Here is a 25167-nt window from a genome sequence, read left to right on the forward strand (position 1 = left end):
GGGCTCCGGGACCGCGACACCCGGAGCCCCCGCACCGACGGCGTGGACGTCAACCCCGCAACTCCGCCAACAGCTCCGCCACCCGCTCCCGGTAGTTGTCGGCGCCCTCCGGAAGCTCGTCCAACGCGTGGGTCAACACCACTTCGGCCTCGTCCCGCCGGTCCAGGTCGATCAACATCCGCCCCCGCAGCACGTCGGCGATCGCCGCCTCCACCCGACCGTCCAAGGCCCGAAAACCCGCCGCGGCCGCCGACGCCCTGGGCAATCCGTCGTCCAGCCGTCCCAGGGCGGCGAGGATCCGGGCGGCGTCGTAGGACAGGCGCGCCCGCTGCCAGCCCACGGCGGGATCACCGGCGGGCAGCTCCGCGGCCAGCTCGTCCGCACCGGACAGCACCTCCCACGCCCGCTCACCCTCCCCCGCCCAGTGCCAGGACAACGCGGCCTTCCGCCGGTTCTCCAACTCCTCCACCCGCCGCTCGGCCCGCCGACAGGCCTCGGCGGCCCGCAGGTAACGCTCCGCCGCCTCGGCGTCGCGGTCCTGCTCGTCCAACACGTCGGCGACGTGGCCGTGCATCTGCGCCACCCCGGCCGGGTTCTCCTCCCGCTCGCAGTACTCCACGAGCTCGTCGAAGAGGGCGAGCGCCTGCTCGACATGCCCCAACGCCCGGTAGGACTGCGCGAGCAGGAACCGCCCCCGGTACAGTTCGTCGACGTCACCGAGCCGCTCCAGCGCCGGCAGCGCCTCCTCGGTGGCCTCCGCCGCCTCGTCGGGCAGTTCGATGCGAAGGCAGGCGTCGGCCAGGTCGAGCCGCACGTAGGCCGCCCGCTCCGCCTGCCCGTCCTCCTCCAGGTCCACGACGAGGTCGGTCAACTGCTCCTGGGCCTCCAGCGACCGGCCCAGGTTCAACGCCACCTGCGCCCTGCGGTGCAGGGCGGCGAACCGGAGCGCGGACTCGTCGGTGCGGGCCGCCTCGGCGAACAGGCCGTACGCGCCGGGCAACTCCCCCAGGTTCGCCCGCAGCGAGGCCAACCCGAACTGCACGCGGCGCAACAGTGTGGAGGGCGGGAACGCCTCCAACTCCTCCAACGCCCGTTCCCACAACGGCAGCAGCCGGGTGCGCGCGTCCAGCCCGGCCTGGCTGGCGAACCGCGCGTGCTGCGCGACCACCCCGGCCAACACCACGCGGTCACCGAACCGTTCCGCCCGCTCGACCGCCTCCGCCAACAACTCCACGGCATCGTCGGTCCGGTCGCTGAGGTGGTAGGCCGCCGCCAGCCGGCACCGGGCCCGCAGCGCCTCGCCCCGGTGGCCGTCACCGTCGAGCGCCAACAGGCCCCGGTTGATCTCGGCGAGCCCCTCCTCGGACCGCCCACCCTGGCAGAGCAGCACGCCCAACCGGGTCCGCGTCTCGTTCTCCCGCACCAGGTCCCCCACCCGCGCGAACAGGGTCATCGCCCGCCGCCAGGTCTCCTGGGCCAGTTCGACGTCACCGTCGGCGAGGCGGAACCCGTGCGCCACCAGACGCCGGGCCAGCAACGCGGGTTCCGGGTGCGGGCACAGCTCGTCGAACCGCTCCCACGCGGACGCCGCCCGCCCCTCGTTCTCGAACCACATCTCCCGCTCGGCGAGCTCGGCCAGCGCCTCCGGACGCTCCGGCAGTACCTCGGCCGTCGGCGGCTCACCCGGCGCGGTCGGCGCGGTCGCCGGCGCCTGCCCGGACCGGCCCCGCCGCACCAGACCGGACAACGGCAGGTGGTCGACCAGCGGTTCCTCGACGAGCTGGCCGCGCACGGACTCGCTCTGGTGGGAGGTGCCGTTGCGTTCGTCGAACCGCGCCGCCACCGCCAGCGCCCGATCGGCCAGCTCGTCCCGCAGCCGCGCCACCGGCACCGTCGTCGCCTCCCGCTCCCGGAAACCGGGACGACGCACGGGGTCGTCGCCGTGCCCCCGGGCCACGATCAGGTCAAGGGTGCGGGAGGCCGCGGCGGCGAACTCCATCTCGGTCATCGGGGACGGCGGCTCGTCAAGCCACCCGAGGTGCCGTTCCACGAGTTCCAGCCCGCGCACCTCGTTGCCGCTCAACGCGCAGAACCGGATGTGCTCGGCCACCAGGGCCAGTTCGCTCCTGTCGTGCTGCACGGCCCGGTAGGCGCGGCGGTGCGCGTCGGCGGCGTCGTCGAGCGCCCCCACCCGCAGGTAGGGCCGGAGCAGCGCGGTCAGGATGCCGTGCGGCTGCTCGGTGCACGCCAGCTCACCATCGAGGACCGGCGCGGCCAACGCCACCGCCTCCTCGTACCGGCCGGTGTCCTCGAGGTGGTACACCTTCTCGCTCGGTTCGCAGCCCGCGCAGTCGGACATCGCGCTCCGGGGGCTGGCGCACCACAACCGGTACTCCTCCTCGGCGGCGTCGAGGTCACCGAGGTGCCGGTGCACCCTCGCGCGGCGCTGGTGCACCGGACCCACGCCGTGACCGGCGAGCCGGTAGCGCCGCTCCATGTCGGCCAACACCGCCCTGGTCCGGTCGAGCGACACCTCGGGGAAGGAGGTCAACGCCCCGATCACGCCCTTGAAGTACCAGAACAACTGGTGGTCGAACCGCGAATCCGACTCACCCCGGTCGTAGGCGGCCAGGCACCAGGAGAACGGCACGACCATCTTCGCCGGTTCGCCGCCGTACTGGTACGCCGCCACCGCCAGAATGCGGGACGCGTACCGCAACCCCGGACGCCCCACCGCGTCCGACCGCCGGACCACCTCCTCGGCGGCGGCCACCTGGGAGGCACCGTAGGGCAGCCGCCAGGCCGCCCGCAGCATCTCCTCGACCTCCTGCTCGCTGTGGCTCACTGCTGGTCCTCCGAAGGAATGGCCCGCTCCAGCAGGCCGAGAAACGAGCGGTTCAGAAGGGCGGCGTCCGCCGGCCGGATCGGGTGGTAGCCGAGCAGGAGGGCCTGCCCGTACAGCGACTCGACGGCCAACCGCACCGCCTCGGGATCCCGCGAGGCGCAGACCCGCCGCACCAGGTCGTTGCGGTGGTTCAACACCAGGCGCGGGCGGTCCTCCCTGGGTTTCTCGAAGGCCGACAGCACCCCGGCCCACAGTTCGTCCACCTGCTGCCGGGTGGAACGCAACTCGGACTGGAAGGCCGCCGACCGATCGACCAGGTACAGCACCGGCAGGTTGACCGGGTCGAAGGAGCGCAGCACGAGTTCACAGCCCAGCCCGTCGAGCACCCCCTGCGCGGCGGTGACGAACGGCCGCGCGGCCAGTTCCTCCGCCGGGTCGACCGGTTCGAAGCGGGTGACCAGATCCGTGGGGTCGAGCCGCACGACCACCGCGTCCCCGTCCACGACCGGGAGACGGTCGATGATCTCGGAGTCGTAGGTGTAGCCGCCGTTGACCACGGCGAGGCCCTGGGCGGCCGCGACGGCGGCCAACTGGCGGAAGTCCTCCGCCGTCGTCGTGTACCGCACCGTGCCGTGGCGCGCGCGGAAGTCGGCCAGCGTCATCCGGCCGACGTTGGTCTCCATCGGCATCCACCGCTCGACGAGGCGCAGCATCTCGTCGTCGTGCAGCGCGAGCGCCTTCACCCCCAGGTGGTGGATCTCCAGGAACCTGGCCAGCCGCGCCGGTTGGGTCCTGGCCAGCCCCGTCATCCAGCCACGCAGCCGGGCCCCCAGCGCCTCGCGGGTCGCCTCCAGCAGGCCGTCGTCGTACAGGGCCTCCCGGCTCGCGGTGGGCCGCAGGCCCTCCGCGTCGACGACGCAACGGGCGAAGAACGCCCAGTCGGGCAACAGCCCGTCGCCGCTCTCGGTGAGCAGCATCCGCTTCAGGTAGACCCGGTGCCCGGCGCGTTCGGCCGGGTTCGCGGGGAAGGGCAACACGTAGGCGACACCGGTCAGCCCCGCCTCGGGAACCGCGAGGTCGATGACGTCGAACGGGGTGAAACCGAAGGTGTCCTGGGCGTAGCCGAGCAGGTCCGCGTCCCGTTCCCCCGGGGTCCGGTCGTGGGACCGCCACGGCGGCCCGTCCCCGCTGACGGCCTCGCCGGCGACGGTGACCCGGAAGGGCAGCAGGGAACCGTAGAGCCGGCAGAGGTCCCGCACCGTCTCCGGTTCGAACCACTGCTCCGCGCCGCGTCGGGCGCGGAGGGAGACGGTGGTGCCCGGTTCGTCCCGCTCCGCCGGGCCGATGGCGTACGTCCCGTCGGACCGGCCGAGCCACTCCACCGCCGGACCACCGCTCACCGAACGGGTCACGACGCGGACCTCATCGGCCACGAGGAACGCGGAGAGCAGCCCGATGCCGAACTGGCCGAGGAACTCGTGGCGGGCGAAACCGAGTTCGTCCCGCTTGGAGCTGCGACCGATGGTGGCGAGGAGTTCGTGGACCTGCGACTCGGTCAGGCCCACCCCGGTGTCACTGATGGTGAGAGCGCGGTCGGTGAGTTCGATCCCGATGGCGGCGGGGGCGTCGGGATTTCCGACGCGGCGGGCCGTCACGGCGTCCACGGCGTTCTGCAACAGTTCCCGCAGGTAGACGCGTGGGCTGGAGTACAGGTGGTGGCTGAGCAGATCGACGACTCCGCGAAGATCCACCTGGAATTTCTGGTTCACTGTCCCAATCCCCAGTTCACCCCAACGTGTGGTCGGGACTCGAAATGATGATCTAGCTCATCCTATTCAGCACGGCCGACGGGCACGGTGGCGGCACAACCGCCCTCAGGCTGGCCGGAGCCGCCGTCCAGTGCGCACTCCGAAGGGTCCTTTTCGGACGTACGGTCCCTCGCCCTCCCCGGACGTGGGGACCGGCTGTCGCCGGACCGTCAGCGGACACGCCGCAGGCGTGGCGTGGAGCGGACGAGCCCCGAGAGAGGAGCGCGTGCCACGGACGCGGGGCGGTGCGCGTCGACCGAAGGCGGGAGGGGATGCGCGGTAGCTGGCACGGGGGAGGTCGAAGCCGCGGATCGCCGACGGAAGCGCGGTTCCGGATGCCGTGGGGTGGCCGGTACCGTGAGGCGCCAGTGCCGTGAGGACAGCCCGAGATCGGTCATTCGGGTTCGGTCGGAGGGTCATGATCCTGCTTGGGAATCGGAAGCGTCACGCGACACGCCTGACCTCTCCCAACCAATTCCCGGGCGTGTCGACTGTTTTGCCTGGTTCCTGCGCGCTTCGTGGAGCGCGTAACCTGGAAAACCGCTGCTCGCGCAGCGTTGCACCGGCCCTCCGGGGCCGGTGAGGATCGCAACACCGGTCCTCACCACCCCTGCGGGCGGTGGCCCGGCGGTTGCACCGGCCCTCCGGGGCCGGTGAGGATCGCAACAGTCTTGTCACGGCCGACGTCCCGAACCGCCTCTTGTTGCACCGGCCCTCCGGGGCCGGTGAGGATCGCAACCTGGATGGAGGGCTGGCGTTCGGTGTAGAGCCCGGACGGTTGCACCGGCCCTCCGGGGCCGGTGAGGATCGCAACCCGTCCGGGCGCGGCGAATGCCTTCCTGGATGGAGGGGTTGCACCGGCCCTCCGGGGCCGGTGAGGATCGCAACGCGGAGTCCTGCCGCGATCGTCTCGTACGCGTGCACGGTGGTTGCACCGGCCCTCCGGGGCCGGTGAGGATCGCAACAAGACCGGTCGGAAGTCGGGCCGCACGCCGTACGAGGTTGCACCGGCCCTCCGGGGCCGGTGAGGATCGCAACGCCTTTGTGCCGGGGCGCCTCGGCGGTGTAGTCGTTGTTGCACCGGCCCTCCGGGGCCGGTGAGGATCGCAACCTGGCCCCGCCACATGATCGTGGTAGCGGTGTCCTGTTGCACCGGCCCTCCGGGGCCGGTGAGGATCGCAACGACTCGCTGTGGTCAGCGGCCACGATCAAGGTGGTGTTGCACCGGCCCTCCGGGGCCGGTGAGGATCGCAACCCGGTCGGTACCCACCAGCCCTCCGAGCAGCGCGGCGTTGCACCGGCCCTCCGGGGCCGGTGAGGATCGCAACTCGAGCACGGTCTTGGGTGACTGCTTGCCGGGGACCAGGTTGCACCGGCCCTCCGGGGCCGGTGAGGATCGCAACGGTAAGGGTCGCCCGGCCGGACAGGGCCGGGCGACCGTTGCACCGGCCCTCCGGGGCCGGTGAGGATCGCAACGTCGGGGCGGCCGATGACGCCCTGGGCGCTGGCGGATGTTGCACCGGCCCTCCGGGGCCGGTGAGGATCGCAACTTGCCCCACCGTGACCTGGTGCACGCCGGCCGGGCGCAGTTGCACCGGCCCTCCGGGGCCGGTGAGGATCGCAACCGCAGCAATCCTGCGTCAGTACAAGGGCATTGCCGAGTTGCACCAGCCCTCGGGGGCCGGTGAGGATCGCAACCGTGCGTCGCAGAGATCGCACGCTGGGTAGGCAGGTTGCGCCAGCCCTCCGGGCCGGTGAGGATCGCAACGCCGGGCCACAGGGCTGAAGGTGATCAGCTACGCCCTGGCTGGCCAGGCCGACGCCAGTGCGCGGGTGCTGGACGAAGCGATGCGCCTGCTCTCCCAGCCCAGCCGGGACGACGAAGTCCGCTTGGGGCAGCGCAGCGTCGTCGGCGACGACCTGTACGCGGTCTACCAAACCACCTGCGACATCTACCTCGGTCTCGGTACCGACGTGATCGACGCGCTACAACCCCGGTTGGATGGACTGGCCCGCTCCTCGCCCCGCACGGCCATGATCAGCCGCGCGAAGCTGGCTCACGCGTATGCCAACGCCGGCCAACCCGCCGACGCCGTCCGACTGGCCTGGGAAACGCTGGACGCCCACGACCAGGTCGGCTCGCACTCCGCCTTGACCGAGGTCCGGCGCACATCGCGCGTGCTGCGCCAGTGGGAGGTTCGTGCGGACGTGCGCGGGGAGATAGCCGACCTCGCCCACCGGCTGTCCGGCTGACCATCGGCCAGCCGGTTATGCGCCCTTGCCCCGTTTCAGCCGGAGCGCGTCGAGCGGTTCCTCCCGCACCTCGCCGTCCGAGGACCGGGTGACACGGTAGACGCCCGCGTTCGGCCGGTCGGCGATCGCGGCCACCAACCGGTCGTGCTCGTAATGCAGTCCGGCACCGGTGTCGGTGGCGTAGCCGACCAGACCGCCCGCAGCGCCTTCGGTGGCGAGCAGGTGGTGGAAAGCCGCCCGCCGCTCGCCTTCGCCGTAGTGCACCGCGTTGGCATGAGGCAGCAATCCCAGTCCCTCGCCGCTGCCGCGAACGCCGCCGTAGGAATCGGTGACCGTCCACGTGTGCCAGCACAGCGACCCGGCCGACTCACCGGCCAGCACGACCCCCGCCTGCCAACAGTCGGCCAGGATTGCCGGCAGGTCGTGGGCGTGCCACACCGCCAGCAGGTTGACCACGCTCCCCCTGTCCACCCAGACGACGTCCTGCTCGTGCAGGTGAGCGGCTACGTCCGGCACATTGGGTTGCTCGAACAGCGCTAGGTGGGAGGTGCGCACCTCGGTGTCGGCGAACGCCGCGTAGAAGGCGTCGATGCTGGCCTGCCGATCACCCGTGCCGGTCGATACGAAGCACAACCGCGGGCGGGGCGGCCCGCCGGCCAGGTCGAAGGCGTAGGAGAACACCGGGCCGGGCCGCCACGGGTCCCGGGCACGGTTGAACCCCATCGAGGTCGCCAGGATCGTCGGTGCGTCGGCCGCCACCCGCTCAGTGTGGCACCGTGCTGGATCACACTGCGACCGTTCGGCAGCCTCGATCCGCCGTCGCACACGGTCCCGCGACACGATCGCCAGGCCCGGACGTCGATGCCAACAGGACACCGTGGACGGCGGCCGGCAGCCCCAGCGCGGCGGTGGGACGACCCGGCTTCCCTGCCTGACCCTCCATGTCCCCCATCCGTGGGGCTGGCGGCATCCGGCCGGCCTGGGTGACCGTGTCCTGCCGCGCATCCCCTCCCGTCGCCAGCAAGGCTCATCCCGAGCCGGACGGCAGGGACCCCGCGTGGCCGGCCGCACGCTTCGCACCCAGGGCGGAGCGACCAGTTCGCCCGGCCACGGGAGTCAACCCAAGCGGAAGCCTCAACCACGAGAGGGGAACAACGATGGCGATCGACGAGCCAGTCGCGGAGCTGGACCCGAGGTTCAGCGCTCCGGACGCACTGCCGACCAGCTGGTTGCGGATGGAGAAGGCGCTGCGGGGCGCGGAGACCTACTGGTTGTCCAGCGTGCGCGGCGACGGCCGTCCGCACGTGAGCACCCTGCTCGCGGTGTGGCTGGACGGCGCGGCCTACTTCTGCACCGGTGAGGACGAGCAGAAGGCCCGCAACATCCAGCGTAGCCCGCTGTGCGCGCTGACCACCGGCTCGAACCTGCTCAACGAGGGTCTTGACGTCGTCGTGGAGGGGACGGCCGAGCAGATCTCGGAGGAGTCCGTCCTCCGGGAGATCGCCGATTCCTACCTGGACAAGTACGGGGAGGCCTGGCGGTTCGAGGTCCGCGACGGCCGTTTCCACGGCACCGGTGGTGGTGGGAACGTGGCCGTGGTCTACCGGATCCGGCCGGCCAAGATCCTGGCGTTCGACAAGGGCGGTTCCAGCCAGACCCGGTGGCGGTTCTGACCGTCCGCCGAGGTGGGGGCCTGGGCCGCACCGGCAGGGGCGCGGCGTGTTGGCCGTCGTCAGGGTGCGGACCCAATCCTTCGCGGACGGAGTGCCCGGGTGGTGGACGCCATCGAACGGTTCTCGCGCATCCTCCGAGTCCGCCAGGGACGGGCCGGCGGCGTGTCGCCGCCGGCCCGACCCCCAGCGCCACCCAGGGTCCGCCCATCATGACCGCTCCGCGCGAGGAACGCCGGCCGACTGCTGCCCCGACGGGGTCCGGTGATGCGGTGACCGAGCGGCGCACCGGAGGCCCGCTGTCCACGCGAACCCGGTCAGCGCACTCCTCGGACCGCCGCGGTGGTGTTGGATCCCCGTCCCCCACGGTGGTGCTCCCGGGTCCGAGTTCCGGTCCCCACCCGCTGGAGGTGACTCGGGTACTCGGGAGCCGGGCGGGGTGATGTCCCCGCCGACGCGTCTTCCGGAGGCGTCGGGGCACGCTTCCCCCGGCATCCCCGGAGCCGCACTTGTGCCAGGGCTGGGCCGGCCGTTCGAACGGGTGCTCGGCCTCCGCCGTTCTCGCTCGCTCTCCACCATCATCCGGCGAACCCAGGTGGGCCGAAGCCCAGGGTCAGCCGGGAGGCGACGTGAAGTCGCCGATCCGCCGGGCGATGGCGACCGCCGCCGCACCCCGCGCCCACTCCTCGAACGGTGCCAGGCGGACCACGACCTCGGCGCGGCCGGCCGCGCCGTAGGAGGCCTCGTGGAGTGCGGCGCGCAGGTGGGGTTCGAGCAGGGCGAGACCCGCCTGGTGGTCGGCGGACACCACGACCACTTCGGGGCCGAGGAGGTTGACGACTCCGGCGGCGGCCCGTCCCACGGCCCTCCCCGCCTCCTCGAACACCCCTCGGACCCGGGCGTCGCCGCCCTGGGCGCGGCGGACCAGGTCGGGCAGTGCCAGATCGGGTTCTCCCAGGAGTTCGGCGGCTCGTCGCACGATCGCCGGTTCCGAGGCGACGGCCTCCAGGCAGCCGGTGGCCCCGCAGTAGCACCGGGGGCCGCGCGGGTCGACGGGGACGTGGCCGAGTTCGCCGGCGACGCCGAAGGCCCCGGTGCGGACCCGACCGTCGACGACGAGGCCGCCCGTCACGCCCGCGCCGACGGTGACCAGTAGGAACGAGTCGGCGCGGGCTCCCACGCCGAACCAGTTCTCCGCCTCGGTGAGGGCACGGACGTCGTTGTCGACGACGGTCGGGAGCCCGGTCTCGGCGCTGATCAGATCGGCGAGACGCAGGTCCCGCCAGCCGTGGAACGGCTCGTAGCGGGCGATACCCCGGTCCCGGTCGACGGCACCGGCCACCGACACGCCCAGCGCGTGGGTGCGGACACGGAAGCGGGGTTCGAGGCGGCGCAGCTCGTCGACCAGTCCCGCCACCGACCGGACGACGTCCGCGACGTCATGGCCCGACAGGTGGTTTCGGGCGGCGTGGCGGACATGTGCCCTCAGGTCCGTGACGACGCCGATGAGTTCGTTGGCCGTCACCTTGACACCCACCACGAACTCCCGGTCCGCACGCACGTCCAGCGGGACGGAGGGCCGGCCGATCCGGACGTCGCGCCCCCGACGCCGTTCCGGCCGTGGCCCGGGGAGACCTCGGCGAGGTAGCCCCGGTCGAGGAAGGCACGGGTGATCTTGGTGATGCTGGGTTGGGACAGGCCCGTGCGCCGGACCAGTTCTCCCCGCCGCACCGGGCCGTCGGTCAACACGAGGCGGAACACCCGCGCACTCGCACGCGTCGTGGCGATCGGTCCGCGACCCTGCGCGGGACGGGGCATCCCCGGAAAGTACCGCCGCCGCGTTCCACGGGTCAAGAATCGGGATACGCCCTCGTCAACGCCTGACCAACCAGGCGGTCTCCGCCAAGCGCACGCCTCGGAACTCCCGCTGACGCGGAGCTTTCGAAAACTACCGCCACCGACTTCCATGCACTGGGAATTGAAGTCCTCGCACGTCAACGGTTACGGTGATCGAGATCACGCGTTCGTCCCGGCTGACCTCCGCCGCAGAAGGAGCTACCGGTGCACGCCCGCTCCTGGTCCGGACCCCGGGGCCGGTCGCGAGGTGGTGCGCGTCCCCGACCCTCGGGACCGATGCCAGTCCCGTCACCGGTCCCGACGGTCCCCGCAACCAGCCGCGTCCCGAGATCGCGTGTTCACACCCGTCGACAGCGAACAAGGGAGTTTGCATGTCCCGGACACGATGGACGAGACGGCGCCCCGGCGCCGTGCTGGCCGCGGTGGTCGGCACCGTGGCACTGCTGATGACCGGTGTCCTCACCGGTACGGCGTCGGCCGAACCGGTTCGGATTCCCAACGGAACGCAGTTCACCGACACCGACGGAAACCCGCTGCACGCCCACGGTGGCGGTGTGCTCAAGGTTGGCGACTACTACTACTGGTTCGGGGAGAACCGCAACCCGGACTTCACCTTCCGCCACGTCTCGGCGTACCGGTCGACCGATCTGCGGAACTGGGAGTTCCGCAACCACGTGCTGACCCAGGACAGCGACCCGGAACTCGCGGTCGCGAACATCGAGCGCCCGAAGGTGATCTACAACGAGTCCACCGGGCAGTTCGTCATGTGGATGCACAAGGAGAACGGCCGGGACTACGGGGAGGCCCGGGCCGCCGTGGCCGTGTCGGACACCGTCGACGGCGACTACGAGTGGCGAGGCAGCTTCCGGCCCTTCGACGAACACATGTCCCGGGACATCACCGCCTTCGTCGACGGGGACGGCACCGGATACATGATCTCCTCCGCCAGGGAGAACTACGACCTGCACGTGTACCGGCTGACGCCCGACTACACGCAGGTCGAGGAACTCGTCCACGTGCTGTGGCCCGGCGGCCACCGGGAGGCCCCGGCGATGTTCGAACGCGACGGCGTGTACTTCCTCGTCACCTCCGGCGCCACGGGGTGGAATCCCAACCAGCAGAAGTACGCCACCGCCGAGTGCGTGGAGTGCCCGTGGACGGAGCCGACGAACCTGGGGAACTCGACGGCTTTCGGCTCGCAGACGGCCTTCGTGCTCCCGGTGGAGGGCAGCGAGACCACCGGCTACCTCTACATGGGCGACCGGTGGGGCCCGGCGCAGGGCGGCACCCCGAACGACTCCGAGTACGTGTGGCTGCCGTTGGAGTTCCCCACCCCGACCTCCCTCACCATGGACTGGACACCCGAGCTGGAGATCGACACGGCCACCGGGCGGATCAGTGGGCTCGACGGCGGACAGGCGCGCCCGGTGGTGGCCAGGCACAGTTCCAAGTGCCTGGACGTGGCCGACGAGTCCACCGCCGAGGGGCACCGGGTGATCCAGTGGGAGTGCACGGGAGGGAACAACCAGCGGTGGGTGTCGCGGGATGTCGGCGGCGGGCACGTGGAACTCGTCGCCTGGCACAGCGGACGGTGCCTGACGGTGGAGGGCGGCTCCACTAGCGACGGCGGAGCCGTGACGCAACGGGCCTGCACCGGTGAGCCCCACCAGCAGTGGCGTGCCGAGGACGCGGATGCCGGCCACGTCCGCTACGTGGCACGGCACAGCGGGCTGTGCCTGGACGTGGCCGACGAGTCCACGGCGAACAACGCCACCGTCCACCAGTGGAGCTGCGGCACCGGACCCCACCAGCAGTGGTCCCGGGGCTGACCGCCCGGTGACAGCCATCCGGCACCGGTGACGACATGTCCGAACCGGATCGTGGCCAGGAGCCGGACGCGTCCGCTCGTCGCGTTCGTCCAGTCGCGTGGACCCGCGGGCGCGATGGATGCGCCGACCCGGTCGTGCACCGGGCCCGGCGCCACCCGCCCGATCCACCGGGTGGGCGCCGGGCGATCGCTCAGTTCGGGGAGGTGGGGGCGGTCGGGGGGACGTTGCGGTTGTGGCGGAACAGGTTCCTCGGGTCCCACCGCGCCTTCGTGTCGGCGAGCCGGCGGTAGTTCTCCGGCGTGTAGGCGGAGCGGACCCGCTCGGTGTCCGCTCCGTCCCCGTCCAGGAAGTTCAGGTAGCTGGCGCCGGTCGACCAGGGGCGCAGTGCCGCGCGGACCTCGGCGTGCGGGGCGCGGAGCGCGGCCGCCTGCTCGGGGGTCGCGTCGGGGGGTGTGCGGCGGGTGAGGCCGAGGAGGTACTCGGCGTCCCGGTGGCTGACGCAGTTCGCCTCGGCGGGTGGGCGTCGGAGCGCTCCGCCCAGGTGGCGGATCTCCAGGACCTGGGGCGACGGCGCTCCTGGGCCGACGCGGTCCAGGACACCGCTCAGGGCCTGGTCGGGGAGACCGTCGAGGAACAGGTTGGTCGTCTGGTAGCCCATCGGCTCGGTGGGGTCCGAGCAGATGGTGGCCGAGTCGGTGTAGGGGAGTTCGCCGACCGCGTCCAGCAGCCGGGGACCCACCGCCCGCAGCGGTGCGATCACCTCGTCGCCGGTGGCCACGTCGAGGGTCGCGGCGATCCGCACGTGCAGCACGTGCCGACCCCGCAGGGGGTCCGGCACGCCGTCGACGTCGGGGAAGGGGACGAGGGCGACCGAGGTGGTGATCTCCTCGGGTGCCGCCGACGTCCAGTCCCGCCACGCCCGCAGCGCCTCGCCGACCAGCGGGGCGTCGTAGAAGAGCCCCCCGCCGTAGAGGGTGGGGACGGGGAAGAGGTCGACCTCCATCCCGGTGACCACCCCGAAGTTCCCGCCGCCCCCGCGCGACGCCCAGAACAGGTCCGGGTGTGTCCGGGCGGTCACCGAGCGGGTCGTCCCGTCCGCCGTGACGAGTTCGATCTCGCGCACGTGGTCGGCGGCGTAGCCGAACCGGCGGGCGAGCAGGCCCAGGCCGCCGCCAAGGGTGTAGCCGACGGCACCGACGTGGGGGGTGCTACCGGAGAGCGGGGCGAGGCCGTGGGCGCCGGCCGCCTCGATCACGGCGGACCACGGCGCGCCCGCCTCGATCCACGCCACGCGTCGACCCGGGTCGACGCGGACCCCGGCGAGGTCCCGGGTCGCCACGAGCAGCCCCCCGGTGTACCGGGGAGGAACACCGTGCCCGGAGTTCAGCACGGCGACGGGCAGGTCGTGGTCGGCGGCCACGCGGACGGCGGCGCGGACGTCGGCCGTGGTGGTGGCGAGGACGGCGACGTCGGGTCGATGCGGGCCGTAGGTCTGGAAACCGACGGTGGCGGTGGCGAATCCCGGGTCCTCGGGGAGGAGGACCGGACCTGCCACCTCGGCGCGCAGGGTGGCGACGACAGGGGTGATCGCGGAGGTCGACGTGGTCATGCGGTCGAAGCTAGAGCGCGTTGCGGACCGGAGGTGTCCGCAAAGAGATGACATCCTGAAAGAGTGAACGCGAGCCTGCCGGCGCGGCTGTTGACCCTCCTGTCGCTGTTGCAGAGCCGCCGCGAGTGGTCGGGGGCCGAGTTGGCGCGCCGGCTGGAGGTGACCGACCGGACCGTCCGACGCGACGTCGGGCGGCTGCGTGCCCTGGGCTACCCGGTGCGGGGTACGACCGGCACCGCCGGCGGGTACCGGATGGTGGCCGGGCGGGATCTTCCTCCGCTGCTGCTGGACGACGAGGAGGCGGTGGCGGTGGCCACGGCGCTGCTCACCGCGGCCGGGGGCACGGTCACGGGGATCGAGGACACCTCGGTGCGGGCGTTGGCGAAGTTGGAGCAGGTGTTGCCGGCACGGCTGCGGCACCGGGCGGCGGCGGTGTCCCGGGCGACGGTCCCGCTCGTGCGGCCGGCACCGAACCAGGTGTGCCCGGAGGTGCTGTCGGTGCTCGCCGTCGCCTGCCGGGACCACGAGGTGGTGACCTGCTCCTACCGCGACCGGGACGGGGTGGTGACCGAACGACGGGTCGAACCCCACCACCTGGTGACCGGTCACCAGCTCTGGTACCTGATCGCCCACGACCTGCGCCGCGGCGGGTGGCGGACGTTCCGGGTGGACCGGATCTCCGAGGTGGCCCCGACCGGGCGGCGCTTCCAGCGCGGGGAGGTCCCGGGTGGGGACCCGGCCGAGTACCTGCGGGGTGTCCTGTTGTCGACCCCGTTCCCGCACCGGGCGGAACTGTGGGTGGCCGCGTCGGCGACCCGGGTGTCACGGGTGTTGACCGACCCGCTGCCGGGCCGGGTTCGGGACATCGAGGACGGCGGGTGCGTGGTGGCGCTGGGCTCGGACACGGTGGACGGCCTGCTGCGGGAGGTCCTCGCGGTCGTGGCTCTCGGGGAACCGGTGACGATGACGGCGTCGGACGTGCTGCGGGAGCGGCTGCGCGCGTTGTCCGCCCGCCTCTCGGAGGTGGCCGACGGCGGCCCGGCGTCGGATGGCGCGGGGTGAGTGAGTGCGCGGTACCCGGTCACGGGGTGCGTGGCGGCCGTGCCGCCCACGGCTACCCGCCGACCGGGCTGCGTCGACCTTGCCGGCAGCTGACCGCCGTCGCGCCTACCCCGGTCACCACAGCGGGATCTCGGTTCCGTGTTCCTCCGGGAGTCGGGGACCGTGGATGCGTCGTTGGGCGTCGCTGATCGCGACGTCGTTGATGCTCGCCTCCCGGCGCGACATCAGGCCGCGGTCGTCGAACTCCCACAGCTCGTTGCCGTAACAGCGCCACCACTGCCCCGTCCGGTCGCGGCACTCGTACTGGAAGCGGACCGCGATCCGGTTCCCTCGCCACGTCCACAGGGATTTGCGCAGCGCGTAGTCCAGTTCACGCTCCCACTTGCCGGTCAGGAAGTCGATGATCTCCGCCCTGCCCCGGAGGACCGTGTCGCGGTTCCGCCAGACCGAGTCCGGGGTGTAGGCGGTCGCCACGCGGTGGGGGTCGCGGGTGTTCCACGCGTCCTCCGCCGCCTGGACCTTCAGCAGCGCTGTCTCCTGGGTGAACGGCGGGTAGGGCGGACGGTCCTCGGGCATCTCCTGGTCTCCTCACTCCCATGGGAGAACGATCGTTCTCCACCGGTGACCTGCACTAGAGAACCACCGTTCTCAACGTCAAGGAGTCTCCCAGTGCCAGCCCCGACGTCGGAGGAACGGAACCATCTCGATCGCGTGGTGCTCCTCGACGCGGCGGAGCGGCTCTTCTACGAGCGCGGCATCCGCGCGGTGGGGATGGACGAGGTCCGTGCCGCCTCCGGTCTGCCGCTCAAACGGACCTACCGGTTGTTCAGCGCCAAGGAGGACCTCGTGGTGGCGGTGTTGCGCCACCACGACCAGCGGTGGCGAGGCGAGCTGGCCGACCGCGTGGAGCGGGTTCCCGAGCCCCGCGAACGGGTCCTGGCGCTGTTCGACTGGCTGGAGAAATAATTCGGAAACCCGGCTTCCGGGGCTGCGCCTGGATCAACGCGCACGGCGAGCTCGGCTCGTCCTCGCGGCGGGTGTTGGCCGAGATCCGTTCCCACAAGCAGGCGTTCCACGACCAGATCGCCGAGTGGGTGCGGACCGCCGGGTCCTCGGTGGTCGAACCCGTCGTCCTGCTCGCCGAGGGCGCCATCGTGACGGCCGGTGTCAGCGGCGATCCGGCAGCTGCCCGCCACGCGCGGCGAGCCGTCGCGCGGATGCTCGGGATGGTGTGAGCACCCCCGCTCGTCCCCGCCCCGCCGACCGCGGCCGCTGGGCTTCGACGGGCGGCGGGACCGGGCAGCGCCACCCGCGCGTAGGGGGGTGAACCGAGCAGCTCCGACCCCGCCGCGCCGCCGTTCGCGGTCGGGGTGCGCGGTGGTGAGGGGGAGGACCGCTCGACGCATCACGCGGGTCGCCTCGGGGCATCACCGATCCCGGCCCCCGCCCCGGGACAAGCCGCACGAGTGGCGGGCCGGTCGGCCCTCGTGGCCCCGGGACGCGCCCGTCCGCCGGTGGTGGCTCGGGCAGGGCCTGGTCGCCGTCGCACCGAATTCGGTGGACATCGCGGGCCGTCGCCGGGAATCGTCACGACCATGCGCCAGGAGGAGATCTGGGACGCGGAGACCGCCCAACGCTATGACACGCCGGGCCGGGGCAGGTTCGCCCGTGAGGTCCTGGAACCGACCGTCGACCGCCTGGCCGCGTTGGCCGGTGACGGGGAGGCGCTGGAGTTCGCGATCGGCACCGGTCGGGTGGCCGTGCCACTCGCCGAACGGGGGGTCCGCGTCACCGGGATCGACCTGTCCCGTCCCATGGTCGAGCGGCTCCGGACGAAGGTGGACGATCGGGCCGTGCCCGTGGTCATCGGGGACATGGCCACGGCCACCGCGCCGGGCGAGTACTCGCTGGTGTACCTGGTCTACAACACGATCTCGAACCTGCTCACCCAGGCCGAGCAGGTGTCCTGCTTCCGCAACGCCGCACGCCACCTGGTGCCCGGCGGGCGGTTCGTGATCGAGCTGGAGGTGCCCGAGCTGCGCCGGCTCCCACCGGGGCAGGAGGCGCTGGTCTACCACGCCGAGCCCGGGTACGTCGGCCTGGACACCTACGACACGGTGCGCCAGCACCTGGTGTCCCACCACTTCACGTTCGGCGAGGGCAGGCAGGCGCGGCTGGCGCGCAGTCCGCACCGCTACGTCTGGCCGGCCGAGCTCGACCTGATGGGGCAGCTGGCCGGGTTCGACCTGGAGAACAGGTGGGCCGACTGGTCCGGAGCCGAGTTCACCTCCGACTCCCGGTCCCACGTCTCCGTCTATCGGCTACCACCGGCCCCGTGAGCCCGCGGTGGACACGAGGCCCGGCGCGCGGCGGGACCGTGGGACGACCCGCGAGCGGCTCCCCGTCGCGGCCGGCCGCGCCGCCCCCGGTCACCGCGACGGCACGGGCCGGGTCCGCCCTCGGTCCCGGTCGGGAGCCCGGGGCTGGTGTGCGAGCGGGTGGCACCCGGGGCGGTCGTGCCGGTGCCACGGAGGGGAGCTCGGGAAATCGGGTGGATCGGTTCGCGCCGATCGGTCATCCTGCGCGAATGGCCGAACGCGAGGTGGACGAACGCGAGGTGGACGAACGCGGGGTGGACGGCACGGGAGCGATCGTCCGCGAGGGGGCCCTCGACCGGGTGGGCGCGGCGTTCGCGCCGGTGGTCGAGGCGACCCGGGCGCGCCTCGCGGCGACCTTCGACGCCGACCGCCTGCACAGCGCCTACCTCTACGGCAGCATCCCCCGGGGCACCGCCGTCCCTGGCACGTCCGACCTGGACGTCCTGGTGGCCCTGCGAGCGGAGCCATCGGCCACCGACCGGGCCGAGGTCAGGACCATCGAGTCCGAGTTGGACGACGCCTTCCCGGAGATCGACGGCGCCGGCATCCTCCTGTCGAGCATGACGTCCCTCCTCAGCGACGGGGAGCGGTACGACGGCGGGTTCTTCGTCGCCTGCCTGTGCACCCCGCTGCTCGGGCAGGACCTCGCCGAGCTGCTGCCCCGTTACCGGCCGGACTCGGTGCTCGCGCGGGAGACGAACGGCGACCTCGGTTCCCTGCTTCCCCGGTGGCGGGACAGGAACGCCGCCGCCACCACGGACGCCGAGCGGCGTTCCCTCGTGCGCGGGGTCACCAGGCGGGTGGTCCGCACCGGGTTCACGCTGGTCATGCCCCGCTGGGGCGGGTGGACCAGCGACCTCACCCGGTCGGCCGACATCTTCGGGCGGTACTACCCGGACCAGGCCGAGCGGATGCGGGCCGTCGCCGAGGCCGCGTCGGCTCCGACGGCGAACACGGACGTCCTCCCGATGGTCCTCGACGACCTCGGCCCCTGGCTGGCCGAGGAGTACGCCGCCGTGCACGGGGTCCCCGGGCCGCGCTGACCACGCGCCCGCCGAACGTCCCGCGCGAGGGGGTGGCCGATCACGAACGCCGTGCCACGCCCGCGCCCCGTGGCTGGCCCGCCGGAAGGGAGGCGAGGATGCCGACCACGTCCTCGACCAGCACCGCCGCCCTCGTCGCCGCGCTCCAGGAACGGACCGCGCGGGCACTGCCCGCCGAACACGTCGTCCACCTCGGAGGCTGGTGGCTGCGGCACTCCCCCGGCTGCGCGTGGTGGTCGGCGGCCGTGCTGGCGCACGAGGAGCTGGCGGCGGAACCGCTGGCGGAGCGGGTGGGACGGGCGGAACGCTTCCACGCCGGGTACGGCGGGACCGCCCGCTTCCAGATCAGCCCGGCCTCACCGGGCCAGTTGGACGCGCTGCTGGCCGGGCGGGGCTATCGCCGGGAGAGTCCGATGTCGTTGCGGACCGCTCCGCTGGACGGGGCGCGCGTCGGGGCGGTCGGCGCCCACCTCCCGGTGTCGGTGCGAGACCACGCCGACCCGACCTGGTTCGACACCTGGTTCGCCGTGCACGGCGCGGGCCTCGACCGGGAGGCCGAACGTCGGGTGCTCGACCGGCTGGACCGCCCCTGCGGGTACGCCTCCGTGGCCCTGGACGGGGAGGTGGTGAGCGTGGGCCGGGTGGTCCTCGACGACGGCTGGGCGGGGATCTTCGGCATGGCGACAAGGCGGCACGCCCGGGGCCGGGGCGCCGCCCGGCTGGTGTTGGGCGCGTTGGCCGGGTGGGCGGGGCGACGCGGGGCCCACCAGCTCTACCTCCAGGTGGACGAGGACAACACCGCCGCGCACGGGCTCTACACCCGCGCCGGGTTCACCGAGCTCGCCGCCTACCACTACCGCACCGCCCCCTGAGCGGTGCCGGGCGGCGTCCTCGTCCGCCACGACGGGCGGCCGGGCCGGTCGACTACCGTGGCGGAGGCTCACGGTCCGTTCCGGGGAGTCGAGGCGCGAGGAAGGAGCCGCTGGTGCGGGTCGACATCTGGTCCGATCTGGTCTGCCCCTGGTGCTACCTGGGCAAGAAGCGGTTCGAGCGGGCGCTCGACGCCGCCGGCCTCGGTGACCGCGTCGAGGTGGTGTACCGGTCCTTCCAGCTCGACCCCGGCTTCCCCCGGGGTGAGACCCGCGACCAGGCCGAGGTGCTGGCCGCGAAGTTCGGCACCTCCCGGGAGGAGGCGGCCCGGATGGCGACGGACATGGAGCGCACGGCGGCCGGGGACGGGCTGGAGTTCCGGATGGGCGAGCTGCGGTACGGCAACACCTTCGACGCCCACCGCCTGGTCCAGTGCGCCGCTGGGCTGGGGACCGGCCCGCGCATGGTCGAGCGGCTGTTCCGCGCGCACTTCTCCGAGCAGCGGTCGCTGTTCGACCGGGACTCCCTCGTGCTGCTCGCCACCGAGGCCGGGGTGGACGAGGCGACGGCCGGCCGGGTGCTCGACGACGGGGACGCGCACGCCGACGCGGTGCGCGCCGATCTCGACCTGGCTCGCCGGCTCGGGGTGAGCGGGGTGCCGTTCTTCGTGCTCGACGGCAGGTACGGGGTGTCGGGCGCGCAACCGGTCGAGGTGCTGGCACGTGCCCTGGCCACGGCCGCCGGGGTGGACGAGCGGGCCGCCGACCCGACGAGGGGCGAGGGTGGGGCGGCGTGTGCGGTCCCGGACGGCGCGGCGGGGTCCGGGTCGACCGGCTGATCCCGTCCCGGGCGTTCGGTGGGCCGCCCCACCGCGCCGCCGGCTCAGAGGGTTCGGGTGGCGCCGCCGTCGATGAGCAGGTCCGCGCCCGCGACGCTGGCGGCCAGCGGTGAGGCCAGGTAGGCGACGAGGTGCGCGACCTCGAGGGGTTCGACGAGCCGACCGGTGGTCATGCCCGAGGCGTCGGGCAGGCCGGCGAGCAGGTCGTCGAGGGGGATGCCCAGCGAGCGGGCGAGGGCGGCGCCGTACCCCTCTGGGTGTTCCCACAGATCGGTGCGCACCGGTCCCGGGGAGACGGTGTTGACCCGGACGCCCCGGGGCCCGTACTCGGCGTCGAGGCCCTTGGCGAACGCGGTGAGCGCGGCCTTGGCCACCGCGTAGGGCAACGGGCCGGCGCCGGGCGTCCGCGCCGCGTTGGAGGACACGGTGACGATGCTGCCGCGCTGGTCGAGCAGGCTGGGCAGCAGGTGCCGGGTGACGCGGACCGCGCTGAACAGGTTGAGCTCGAAGGTGGCGTGCCACAGGGCGTCGGAGGTCCCCAGGAACCCGCTGGTCTGGCCGTCACCACCGTCGCCGCCTCCGACGTTGTTCACCAGGACGTCGACCGCGCCGAGTTCCGCGAGGGCCGCGCCGGCGAGGTCCCGCGCGCCCTGCTCGGTGCCGAGGTCGGCGGTGACGGCCGTCGTGCCGGGCACTGGCGGATCGGGGGCGCGGCGGGCGCCGACCACCACCCGGACTCCCTGTTCGGCGAGGACGGCCGCGATGGCGCGGCCGATGCCCCGACTTCCGCCGGTGACCACCGCTGTCTTCCCGCTCAGGCGAAGATCCACCAGAACTCCCTTCAACCACTACTTCGTTGATGCCACTACTGAGTTAGTTGCTACACGAATGTAGCAACTTCGAGGGAAGGGGTGGCACGGCGGTACGCTCCCGGCGGGGAGGGCACGGTGATGCGGGACGACACGGAACGGACCCCGGGGCCGGGACGCGCCCGACGCGCGGACGCCGAACGCACCGTGCGCGCCATCCTCGCCGCCGCCGAACGGGTGCTCAGCCAGGAGCCCGGGGCCACGATGGAACGCATCGCCGCCGAGGCGGGGGTCGCGCGGACGACGGTGCACCGGCGCTTCGCCACCAGGGAGGACCTCGTCTCCTCGCTGACGGTCCTGGCGGCCCAGCAGTTGGAGGCGGCGGTCCTGGCCGGCCGCCCCGAGAGCGCCCCACCCCTGGTCGCCCTGCACGAGGTGACGGCCAACGTGCTGCGCATCAAACGGACCTGGAGCTTCGCGATGGGCGTCCACTCCGAACACCCCGAGGTGATGCGCGTCCACACCGACACCCGCGCCCGGTGCGTCGCCCTGTTCCGCCGGGCCCGCGACGCCGGTGCGGTGCGCTCGGACGTCGACCCCGACTGGGCCAGCCGGGTGTACTACGGGCTCATCCAGGCCGCGGCCGAGGACCTGGCCGAGGAGCCGACACCGGCCGAACTGGACGCAGCCGCCGCGCGAGTGGTCGACACGCTGTTCACGGGAGTCGGAGCCGGCGGCGGCACGCCCCACCGGTCGGGCTGAGCCCGGCCACGAACACGTGGGAGCCCGGCCGCCCCGCGCCCGCCACCCGGCGGAGGACCCGGTCCCCGGTGGGGTGGCTGGGGTGGGACCGCCACCCGTCGCGACTCCCACCCGGCCGAGCCGGGACGTGCGCGGCGGCGACGCCCGGACGGGATCGGGGAGGGGACGACCTCGGGGAGACCGGGGTCGCCGTGTCGACCCCAACCCACGAACACGCGGCCCGAGGGGCCATCCCACGACAAGGGGCCCGAACCGTCACTCCTGGGTATGACCCAGGTCGGGTTCGGGCACCAACATCAGCGTGCGCGACGTCGCGGCCTCCAACTCGAGAACGACGATCTCGTTGCCCCCGGGGCGCAGCACGGGCCCGGGGACGTAGAGGGTCCGCTGCGGACCGCGCCGCCAGTACCGCCCGAGGGCGAAGCCGTTGATCCAGACCACGCCCTTGGTCCAGTCCGGCAGGGAGACGAAGGTGTCCGCCGGCTGCTCGATCCGGACGGTCCCCCGGTGCAGTCCCGGTCCGGCTGGCAGCCCGGTGGCCGGCGAGTACGGGGCGGCGGCCAGTTGCTCCGCCGACAGCGGCAGCGGGTGGCAGCTCCAGCCGGTCACCTCGGTCCCGTCGACGAACACCCCGCCGAGGACGCCCTTGCGGTCGGCCAGCCCCTCCCCGTAGTTCACCCGCCCCTGGTTCTCCACCAGCAGGTCGAGCCGGGCACCGGCCGGTGCCCGCAGCGCCAGCGCCCGCTCGCGGTGCTCCCGCTCCAGCACCCCCACCGGCGCGCCGTCCACGAAGACCTGGGCGCGGTCGTGCACGTCCTCGACGACGAGCACCCCGTCCACCGCCGCCGGCAGGGTGGTCCGGTAGAGCACGAAACCGTAGGCCTGGCCCAACTCCTCCATCGTGAGCGGCCGGTCGGCGGCGACCCCCTCGGCGAGGAGGTCCACGGCAGGGAGCAACGCCGCCGACTCGTCCAGGCTGACCGCCGTCTCCGGAAGGCGGGGCCCCCGAGCGGGCACCGGCTCGTCGGGGACGGGGGCGTACCGGGCGATGACCTCGCGGAACGCCGCGAACTTCGGGGTGGGATCACCGCTCTCCGACAGCGGGGCGTCGTAGTCGTAGGAGTTCACGGTGGGCAGGTACCGGCCGTTGTCGTTGGCGCCGTTGAGGAAGCCGAAACTGGTCCCGCCGTGGAACATGTAGAAGTTCACCGAGGCACCGGCGGCCAGCAGCTCGTCCAGGGTGGACGCCGCGTCCTCGGGCTCGCGCACGTGGTGCGGCCCACCCCACCGGTCGAACCAGCCGTGCCAGAACTCCATGCACATCAACGGCCCCGTGGGCTGCCCCTCCCGCAAGCGGGCCAGGTTCTCCGCCGCCCGCGAGCCGAAGTTGCCGGTGCGCAGCACCCCGGGCAGGCCTCCGGCGGCCAGCATCTCCTCGGAGGGCTGGTCGCTGGTGAACAACGGGACGTCCACCCCGCCGGCCCGCAGGAACTCCGCCACCCGCTCCAGGTACTCCTGGTCCCGGCCGTAGGCGCCGAACTCGTTCTCCACCTGCACGGCCAGCACCGGCCCGCCCCGGGTCACCAGGTGGGGGACCACCAACGGCAACAGCCGGGCCAGGAAGCGCTCCACCGCCGCCAGGTAGGTGGGGTCGGTGGAGCGGAGCCGCACCCCGGGTTCCGCCAGCAACCAGGCGGGCAGCCCCCCGAACTCCCACTCCGCGCAGATGTAGGGGCCGGGGCGCAGCAGCACGTGCAGCCCCTCCGCCCCGGCCAGCCGCAGGAACCGGGGGAGGTCGAGCCCGTCCTCGGCGGTGAGGTCGTCCGGCGTCGGTTGGTGCAGGTTCCACGGGACGTAGGTCTCCACGGTGTTCAGCCCCATCAGCCGGGCCTTGCGAAGCCTGTCCTCCCACTGGTCGGGGTGGACCCGGAAGTAGTGCAGTGCGCCGGAGATGATGCGCGTCGGCTTCCCGTCCAACAGGAAGTCGTCGTCACCAATGGCGAATTCGGGCATGTCAGCGCTCCCGGTGGGCGGTCGTCGGAACGGGGTCGCGACGCGGCGCGGCCGACGGGCCGCCCGCGACGAGTCCTTCGAGGGCCAGTGCGGCGACGCCCAGGCTCACGGCGTGCCCCTCCACCCCGGACAGCCGCCAGTCGACGGCCGCGAGGTTGCGGGGCAGGGCGTGGGTGGCGGCGCCGTCGCGGGCGGCGGGCAGCAACCAGCGGCCCAGGCGGGTCGCCACCCAGCTGCCGAGCACCACGGTGTCGGGGTTGAGGACGTTGACCAGGTTGGCGAGGGCGACACCGAGGGTGGCGCCCACCTCGTCGAGCACGGCGAGGGCACGCGGATCGTCCCGGCCGGCGGCCGAGGCCAACGCGTCGACGGTGGCGGACTCGTCGGCGTGGAGCAGCGGGTCGCGCGGGTCGCGTTCGCGCAGCGTCGCCACGATGCCGGGAGCGCCCACATAGGCCTCGACGCAGCCGGTCCTGCCACACCGGCAGGTCCGTCCGCCGGGGACCAGCAGGGTGTGCCCCCACTCCCCCGCCGCGTCGGTGGCTCCCCGGTACAGGCGCTGGTCGACGGCGATCCCCACGCCGACCCCGGTTCCGAGGGTCACCACCGCCAGGTCGTGGGCGGCGCGTCCCCCGCCGAACCACAGCTCGGCCACCGTGCTCGCCTTCAGCGGGTTCTCCAGGAAGGGTTCGCTCCCGAAGGCGTCCGCCAGGAGCCCCCGGAACCTCCCCTCCGGGTCACCGTCCTCGTAGGCCCCGGTGGCGGCGGGGAACAGGGACACCCCGCTGTCGGTGTGCCGCTGCCCCGGCAGGCTCACCCCGATCCCGAGCAGGCGGTCCCGGGTCAGCCGACCACGGTCGAAGATGCCGCGCACCAGGTCGACGACGTGCCGGGCCACCACGTCGGGCTGGTGGTCCTCCGGTCCGATCTCCCGGTGCCCCGAGTCGAGGCCGCGCAGCGCGAGGTCGAACAGGTCGGCGCGGACGTAGGTCTCGGCGACGTCCACGCCGACGAGGACGCCGTGGTCCCCGTTCACCGCGAGCCGCGCCCGGGGACGACCGCCACCGGAGTCCTCCCTGCCGACCTCGACGAGCACCCCGAGGGCGAGCAGTTCGGTGGTCAGGGTGGCGACGGTGGCGGGGGAGAGCCCCGTCTCGGCCGCCAGCCACTGGCGGGTGACCGCCCGCTCGGCCGAGTACACGCGTCGCAGCAGGTCGAAGCGGTTCTCCCTGCGGATGTCCCGCGAGGAACGAGGACGCACGACACCCTCCTCCTCCGGTGCCAGCGAGTCCACCGGCGGGCCGGGGACTTTTTCCAAGGGTCGGATTTTGACCCTAGTCCCGCTCGGACCGCGAGGGCCAGCCGCCCGACGGCCCCGCGGCGGCCCCGGCCGGAAACGGCCGTCCCCGCTTCCCCGGATCCCGGGGACGCGGCCCAGATGGGCTGACTTCGGTCAAACCCCGCCCACGGGCGGGGACGGCCTTGTCCACCGGCCGCACCGCACGCAGGATCACCCCACGG

21 protein-coding genes and 1 CRISPR repeat array are annotated in these 25167 nt (G+C 73.0%); of the genes, 11 read left to right on the top strand and 10 right to left on the bottom strand.

Features of this window, described 5'->3' with window-relative positions:
• Positions 1 to 49: 49 nt before the first annotated feature.
• Positions 50 to 2845 (bottom strand): hypothetical protein, encoded by a 2796-nt coding sequence (locus tag G443_RS08140; RefSeq protein ID WP_051314432.1) that lies wholly within the window; start codon positions 2843 to 2845, stop codon positions 50 to 52.
• A complete protein-coding gene (locus G443_RS08145) occupies positions 2842 to 4614 on the bottom strand; it encodes an HSP90 family protein (RefSeq protein WP_026420731.1) in 1773 nt (590 codons plus the stop codon). Before G443_RS08145 ends, G443_RS08140 begins: the two co-directional genes overlap by 4 nt.
• A 595-nt stretch (positions 4615 to 5209) precedes the next feature.
• Positions 5210 to 6351: direct repeats of the CRISPR family, unit length 37 nt; unit sequence GTTGCACCGGCCCTCCGGGGCCGGTGAGGATCGCAAC.
• A 90-nt stretch (positions 6352 to 6441) separates the two neighbouring features.
• Between G443_RS08145 and G443_RS08150 the strand changes: the two genes are divergently transcribed.
• Complete coding sequence (locus tag G443_RS08150; RefSeq protein WP_026420730.1) at positions 6442 to 6906, top strand: hypothetical protein; 465 nt, start codon at positions 6442 to 6444, stop codon at positions 6904 to 6906.
• A gap of 15 nt (positions 6907 to 6921) precedes the next feature.
• Here G443_RS08150 and G443_RS08155 read toward each other — a convergent pair whose 3' ends face one another.
• A complete protein-coding gene (locus G443_RS08155) occupies positions 6922 to 7665 on the bottom strand; it encodes a Type 1 glutamine amidotransferase-like domain-containing protein (RefSeq protein WP_026420729.1) in 744 nt (247 codons plus the stop codon).
• Positions 7666 to 8063: 398 nt separating this feature from the next.
• On the opposite strand from G443_RS08155, the gene G443_RS08160 reads away from it, so the two are divergent.
• Positions 8064 to 8579, top strand: a complete 516-nt coding sequence (locus G443_RS08160) for a pyridoxamine 5'-phosphate oxidase family protein (RefSeq protein WP_026420728.1) — start codon at positions 8064 to 8066, stop codon at positions 8577 to 8579.
• Between the two features lie 610 nt (positions 8580 to 9189).
• Here G443_RS08160 and G443_RS08165 read toward each other — a convergent pair.
• Positions 9190 to 10113, bottom strand: coding sequence for an ROK family protein (locus G443_RS08165; protein ID WP_253860186.1), 924 nt, complete (start codon positions 10111 to 10113; stop codon positions 9190 to 9192).
• Positions 10098 to 10394, bottom strand: coding sequence for a MarR family transcriptional regulator (locus G443_RS08170; RefSeq protein ID WP_253860187.1), 297 nt, complete (start codon positions 10392 to 10394; stop codon positions 10098 to 10100). The genes G443_RS08165 and G443_RS08170 overlap by 16 nt, the downstream gene beginning before the upstream one ends.
• A gap of 410 nt (positions 10395 to 10804) precedes the next feature.
• Between G443_RS08170 and G443_RS08175 the strand changes: the two genes are divergently transcribed.
• On the top strand, positions 10805 to 12262 hold the full coding sequence (locus tag G443_RS08175; protein WP_035293263.1) for an RICIN domain-containing protein: 1458 nt from the start codon (positions 10805 to 10807) through the stop codon (positions 12260 to 12262).
• A gap of 190 nt (positions 12263 to 12452) precedes the next feature.
• On the opposite strand, the gene G443_RS08180 is transcribed toward G443_RS08175, so the two are convergent.
• Entirely contained in the window at positions 12453 to 13871 is a 1419-nt protein-coding gene (locus tag G443_RS08180) for an FAD-binding oxidoreductase (RefSeq protein WP_026420725.1), read from the bottom strand.
• Positions 13872 to 13934: 63 nt separating this feature from the next.
• Between G443_RS08180 and G443_RS08185 the strand changes: the two genes are divergently transcribed.
• Entirely contained in the window at positions 13935 to 14933 is a 999-nt protein-coding gene (locus G443_RS08185) for a helix-turn-helix transcriptional regulator (protein ID WP_026420724.1), read from the top strand.
• A gap of 114 nt (positions 14934 to 15047) precedes the next feature.
• Here the strand turns inward: G443_RS08185 and G443_RS08190 are convergent, their stop codons facing one another.
• Positions 15048 to 15509, bottom strand: a complete 462-nt coding sequence (locus G443_RS08190; protein WP_026420723.1) for a nuclear transport factor 2 family protein — start codon at positions 15507 to 15509, stop codon at positions 15048 to 15050.
• A gap of 93 nt (positions 15510 to 15602) precedes the next feature.
• Between G443_RS08190 and G443_RS25405 the strand changes: the two genes are divergently transcribed.
• From G443_RS25405 to G443_RS08215, 6 genes are all read left to right on the top strand, one after another.
• Positions 15603 to 15899 (top strand): TetR/AcrR family transcriptional regulator, encoded by a 297-nt coding sequence (locus G443_RS25405; protein ID WP_308208840.1) that lies wholly within the window; start codon positions 15603 to 15605, stop codon positions 15897 to 15899.
• Between the two features lie 71 nt (positions 15900 to 15970).
• Positions 15971 to 16168: a hypothetical protein gene (locus G443_RS25410; protein WP_308208841.1), complete on the top strand. Its 198-nt coding sequence runs from the start codon at positions 15971 to 15973 to the stop codon at positions 16166 to 16168.
• 360 nt (positions 16169 to 16528) lie between these two features.
• Positions 16529 to 17272, top strand: coding sequence for a class I SAM-dependent DNA methyltransferase (locus G443_RS08200; RefSeq protein ID WP_026420722.1), 744 nt, complete (start codon positions 16529 to 16531; stop codon positions 17270 to 17272).
• 248 nt (positions 17273 to 17520) lie between these two features.
• On the top strand, positions 17521 to 18354 hold the full coding sequence (locus tag G443_RS08205; protein WP_245588990.1) for a nucleotidyltransferase domain-containing protein: 834 nt from the start codon (positions 17521 to 17523) through the stop codon (positions 18352 to 18354).
• Positions 18355 to 18452: 98 nt separating this feature from the next.
• The gene (locus G443_RS08210) at positions 18453 to 19226 is read left to right on the top strand and encodes a GNAT family N-acetyltransferase (protein WP_026420720.1); all 774 of its coding nucleotides are present in this window, start codon (positions 18453 to 18455) and stop codon (positions 19224 to 19226) included.
• A gap of 113 nt (positions 19227 to 19339) precedes the next feature.
• Positions 19340 to 20062, top strand: coding sequence for a DsbA family oxidoreductase (locus G443_RS08215; RefSeq protein ID WP_026420719.1), 723 nt, complete (start codon positions 19340 to 19342; stop codon positions 20060 to 20062).
• Positions 20063 to 20106: 44 nt separating this feature from the next.
• Here G443_RS08215 and G443_RS08220 read toward each other — a convergent pair whose 3' ends face one another.
• Complete coding sequence (locus G443_RS08220) at positions 20107 to 20892, bottom strand: SDR family oxidoreductase (RefSeq protein WP_026420718.1); 786 nt, start codon at positions 20890 to 20892, stop codon at positions 20107 to 20109.
• A 120-nt stretch (positions 20893 to 21012) separates the two neighbouring features.
• On the opposite strand from G443_RS08220, the gene G443_RS08225 reads away from it, so the two are divergent.
• Positions 21013 to 21633 carry a TetR/AcrR family transcriptional regulator gene (locus G443_RS08225; RefSeq protein WP_026420717.1) on the top strand — a complete coding sequence of 207 codons (621 nt, stop codon included), beginning with the start codon at positions 21013 to 21015 and terminating at the stop codon, positions 21631 to 21633.
• Between the two features lie 255 nt (positions 21634 to 21888).
• On the opposite strand, the gene G443_RS08230 is transcribed toward G443_RS08225, so the two are convergent.
• A complete protein-coding gene (locus G443_RS08230) occupies positions 21889 to 23646 on the bottom strand; it encodes a glycoside hydrolase family 35 protein (protein ID WP_026420716.1) in 1758 nt (585 codons plus the stop codon).
• Between the two features lies 1 nt (position 23647).
• On the bottom strand, positions 23648 to 24964 hold the full coding sequence (locus G443_RS08235; RefSeq protein ID WP_211237631.1) for an ROK family protein: 1317 nt from the start codon (positions 24962 to 24964) through the stop codon (positions 23648 to 23650).
• Positions 24965 to 25167 lie beyond the last annotated feature (203 nt).

It is taken from the genome of Actinoalloteichus caeruleus DSM 43889, assembly GCF_000429185.2.
In the GTDB taxonomy this organism is placed as follows: Bacteria; Actinomycetota; Actinomycetes; order Mycobacteriales; family Pseudonocardiaceae; genus Actinoalloteichus_B; species Actinoalloteichus_B caeruleus.

Bases quoted from the DNA above. Each gene is read 5' to 3' on its own strand.
- G443_RS08175 (WP_035293263.1), top strand. From the start codon at position 10,805: ATGTCCCGGACACGATGGACGAGACGGCGCCCCGGCGCCGTGCTGGCC.
- G443_RS08205 (WP_245588990.1), top strand. From the start codon at position 17,521: ATGGCCGAACGCGAGGTGGACGAACGCGAGGTGGACGAACGCGGGGTG.
- G443_RS08200 (WP_026420722.1), top strand. From the start codon at position 16,529: ATGCGCCAGGAGGAGATCTGGGACGCGGAGACCGCCCAACGCTATGAC.
- G443_RS08230 (WP_026420716.1), bottom strand. From the start codon at position 23,646: ATGCCCGAATTCGCCATTGGTGACGACGACTTCCTGTTGGACGGGAAG.
- G443_RS08190 (WP_026420723.1), bottom strand. From the start codon at position 15,509: ATGCCCGAGGACCGTCCGCCCTACCCGCCGTTCACCCAGGAGACAGCG.
- G443_RS08180 (WP_026420725.1), bottom strand. From the start codon at position 13,871: ATGACCACGTCGACCTCCGCGATCACCCCTGTCGTCGCCACCCTGCGC.
- G443_RS08170 (WP_253860187.1), bottom strand. From the start codon at position 10,394: ATGCCCCGTCCCGCGCAGGGTCGCGGACCGATCGCCACGACGCGTGCG.
- G443_RS08160 (WP_026420728.1), top strand. From the start codon at position 8,064: ATGGCGATCGACGAGCCAGTCGCGGAGCTGGACCCGAGGTTCAGCGCT.
- G443_RS08225 (WP_026420717.1), top strand. From the start codon at position 21,013: ATGCGGGACGACACGGAACGGACCCCGGGGCCGGGACGCGCCCGACGC.
- G443_RS08210 (WP_026420720.1), top strand. From the start codon at position 18,453: ATGCCGACCACGTCCTCGACCAGCACCGCCGCCCTCGTCGCCGCGCTC.